Origin of the sequence: Staphylococcus intermedius NCTC 11048 (genome assembly GCF_002902385.1) — a bacterium.
GTDB classification, from domain to species: domain Bacteria; phylum Bacillota; class Bacilli; order Staphylococcales; family Staphylococcaceae; genus Staphylococcus; species Staphylococcus intermedius.
On record NZ_PPQH01000109.1, the window covers coordinates 4,016 to 7,460 of the forward strand.

The window sequence follows — 3,445 nt, forward strand, 5'->3', positions numbered from 1 at the left end:
TCTAGAACTCTAAAAATACCTGCTGAAACGTAGTCGTTGCCAGTATATATTCCCTGTATTTCTTTATGATTTTTACGGATTTGCATACCAATCTTGATGCCATCATTAATGGTAAATGCTGATGAGAATATATATTCTTTTTTAAAAGATATGTTATTTTCTAAAAGAGCTTTTTTATATCCTTCTAATCTTAACTTTTGAGCCCCATTAAATGGATTATCAATGCATATAGCAATGTTATTTATTCCTTTTTTAATTAAATATTCAGTAGCTTCTTTCCCTATATTAAACTCATCAAAATGAAAATTAGATATACTCCTAGTTTGGTTGGTGTCATTACTAGATATAATCAAACCATGTTTAGAGTAATCTTCAATAATCTCAGCTTGATTTTCTACCGAACATAAAATTACTGCATCTATTTCATTTTTTTTTAAAGATATCAAGACCTCTTCTTCTTTAATTGGTGAACAAAATGTTTGATGAATAAATGATTTATAACCCTCTTCGTAAAAGTTTTTGGTTAATTCATATGAGATTTTAGAAAAGAAGGGATGATCAATATAAGGTATTGAAATACCGATTGACTTAGTAGTTCTGTTTCTAAAATATGTAGCGATTTTATTAGGAACATAATTATTTTCTTCAATGTATTGCAAGACCCTTTTTCTTTTCTCCTCATTAACATAAGGATGATTATTCAATATCCTAGATACAGTAGATTTTGAAACATTACAAGCTTTAGCCACGTCGAAAATATCCATTTATTTTCCTCCTACAAATTATATTGACATGGGAATGTTCCCATAATTTAAGATGAGTTTATCATAAACAAGGCGGTGTAGCTATGACATTGAGATCTAGTAGTATTTTTAATTTTCGTAATAATATTCAAGAATTGAAAAAGCAAAATGAAATTCACGCTAATAAATATCTTTCGAGTGAAATAAATATTACAAATCAAAATTTGTCCGAGAACAAGCATATTCAAAAAATAGAATTTATGCCTGTTAATCGCTTGATAAGAGAAGATGAAACAGAAAAAATTATTAAAACATTAAAGGATTTTTTACCTACTGGAAAATATACTAGCGGCAAATATATAGATGAATTCGAGCATTATTTATCGGAGTATCTATCCATTAACCATGTAATTGCACTATCTAGTGGAACTGCAGCTTTAACAATTGGGTTACTCTCTCTAGGAGTAACAGCGGGCGACGAAGTTATTTTACCTTCAAACAGTTTTGCAGCAACAGAAAATGCTGTTGTATCTATAGGAGCAACACCTGTTTATGCTGATGTCAAAGATGACTTTACTATATGCCCCAAATCAATCGAAAATTTAATCACTTCAAAGACAAAAGCTATTTTACCTGTTCATTTATATGGTCGTTTTTGCGATATGTTAAAAATTCAAAAGATAGCTTCAGAATATGACATTAAAGTAATTGAAGATGCCTGTCAGGGAATTGGCTTAGAAGAAGTAGGTATGTATTCTGATTTAGCTGCATTAAGCTTTAATCCGTATAAAAATTTAGGGGTTTGCGGTAAAGCAGGGGCTATTATAACTAATAATACTGAATTAGATTATAAATGCAGATTAATTAGTTATCACGGATTTGACTTAAAAGAAAAAAACAAGAAAATCATCGATTTTGGTTTTAATTCAAAAATTGATAACACACAAGCACTAATAGGAATTGTTAGAATGGAATATTTAACCTTTAATCAGTACAGACGACTAAAAATTGCCGAAAAATATAATGAAAAATTAAGCGATATGGAGAATATTATTCTTCCTACATTTGATGACAAATCAGTGTGGCATCTATACCCTATCAGAATCAAAAATAATAAGAGGGACTTTGTAAAATCAGAACTTGAAAAAGTAGGCATTCAATCTGAGATATATTATCCATACTTAAGCCACAAACAAATAAGTTACAAGAAAATAATTTCGCTTCCGAACACTGAACGAATACATAAAGAGTTACTATGTTTACCTTTATATCCTGGTTTAACAAAAGAAGAACAAGAATATGTTATTAGCAAATTAAGAGAGATACTGGAGGGGTTAAGGTGTCAAGGAATTTAATATTGTTTGATTTTGATGAAACTTACTACAAACATAATACTAGTCAAACTGATATATATTCTTTAAAAGAAATGGAAGGATTATTACAGAAAATATCAATCAATAATAATGCTATTACGGCGATATTAACAGGAAGCACTTTAGTTAGTGTCCTTGAAAAAATGTTAAAAGCTAATATGTCATATAAACCAAAGCATATTTTTTCTGACTTAAGTTCTAAAATGTACACATGGAATAACTATGAATACGTTGAATCGGATGAATATAAAAATGAAGTGTTAACTGAAACATTTCTATTGGAAGATATATTGGATATATTAAATAATATTTCTTTCAAACATAAGGTGGAGTTTATACCACAAAGAGATTTTCATGAAAACGAAACATTGTATAATTTTTATTTATATTCAACAGGAGATACTAATTTAGATAAAAAAATCCTAAAAGACCTTATTCAGTATTCTAAAACAAGAAATTATACTATGAGGTTTAATCGTTGTAATCCTTTAGCGGGAGATCCTGAAAATGCTTACGATATTGATTTTACTCCTAAAAATGCTGGGAAGTTATATGCCACAAAATTTTTGATGCGTAAGTATAGTATTTCCCGAAATTCAATTATTGGTTTTGGGGATAGTGGGAACGATGAAGAGTTCTTACGATACCTGGATCATGCATTTATTATGTCTAATAGTAAAGATGAGGAAATGAAAAGAAAATTTAAAAATACAAAATATCCTTATTACAAAGGTATATTTACACATGTCAGTGAATTTGTAGGAGGTAAAAATGATTAAATATGGAATTATTGGTACAGGTGGTATTGCAAAAATACACGCTGAAATTATAAACGATATCCCTAATGTATGCCTTTTTGGCGCCCATGATATAGTAGATGATAATTTAGAAAAATTTTGTTCAGAATTTAATACAACTCCATTTAAAGATATTCATTCTATGTTAGAAAAAGTGGACATTTCTGTAATATGCTCTCCAAACTTCTGTCATGTGGATCATATCGTTAAATCTTTAGATCATAATTGCGATGTATTGTGTGAAAAACCTTTAAGTAGCAATCTTTCTGAAACAAATATAATTAGACATTATAACAATCTACAAAATATAAAAAGTATAAACCTAAATTATAGAAACTTGACAGTTGTTAAAAAGATTATGGAGTTAATAAATAATGATAAAATAGGTGAAATCATATCTATTCGTATGGCATTTCTAAAAAATAGTGCTTATAGAAGAAAAACTTTTACTTGGAGAGACGATGGAAGTTCAAAGTTAAGTAGTGGTGCCTTAGGAGATTTAGGAGTTCATCTTCTCGATTTAGCGACTCAT

At 28.9% G+C, this 3,445-nt stretch carries 4 protein-coding genes; 3 read left to right on the forward strand and 1 reads right to left on the reverse strand.

Translation table 11 applies throughout. The annotated features are described in order from the left end of the window. Positions 1-764 (reverse strand): LacI family DNA-binding transcriptional regulator (locus tag CD138_RS13145; RefSeq protein ID WP_103266016.1); only part of this gene is annotated, 764 nt, incomplete at its 3' end. Positions 765-847: 83 nt separating this feature from the next. Between CD138_RS13145 and CD138_RS13150 the strand changes: the two genes are divergently transcribed. The 3 genes from CD138_RS13150 to CD138_RS13160 all read left to right on the forward strand — a co-directional run. Next, complete coding sequence (locus CD138_RS13150; RefSeq protein WP_019167715.1) at positions 848-2,098, forward strand: DegT/DnrJ/EryC1/StrS family aminotransferase; 1,251 nt, start codon at positions 848-850, stop codon at positions 2,096-2,098. Next, positions 2,083-2,895 (forward strand): HAD-IIB family hydrolase, encoded by an 813-nt coding sequence (locus CD138_RS13155; RefSeq protein WP_019167714.1) that lies wholly within the window; start codon positions 2,083-2,085, stop codon positions 2,893-2,895. Before CD138_RS13150 ends, CD138_RS13155 begins: the two co-directional genes overlap by 16 nt. Continuing rightward, positions 2,888-3,445 (forward strand): Gfo/Idh/MocA family protein (locus CD138_RS13160; RefSeq protein WP_142380766.1); only part of this gene is annotated, 558 nt, incomplete at its 3' end. The genes CD138_RS13155 and CD138_RS13160, both read left to right, overlap by 8 nt.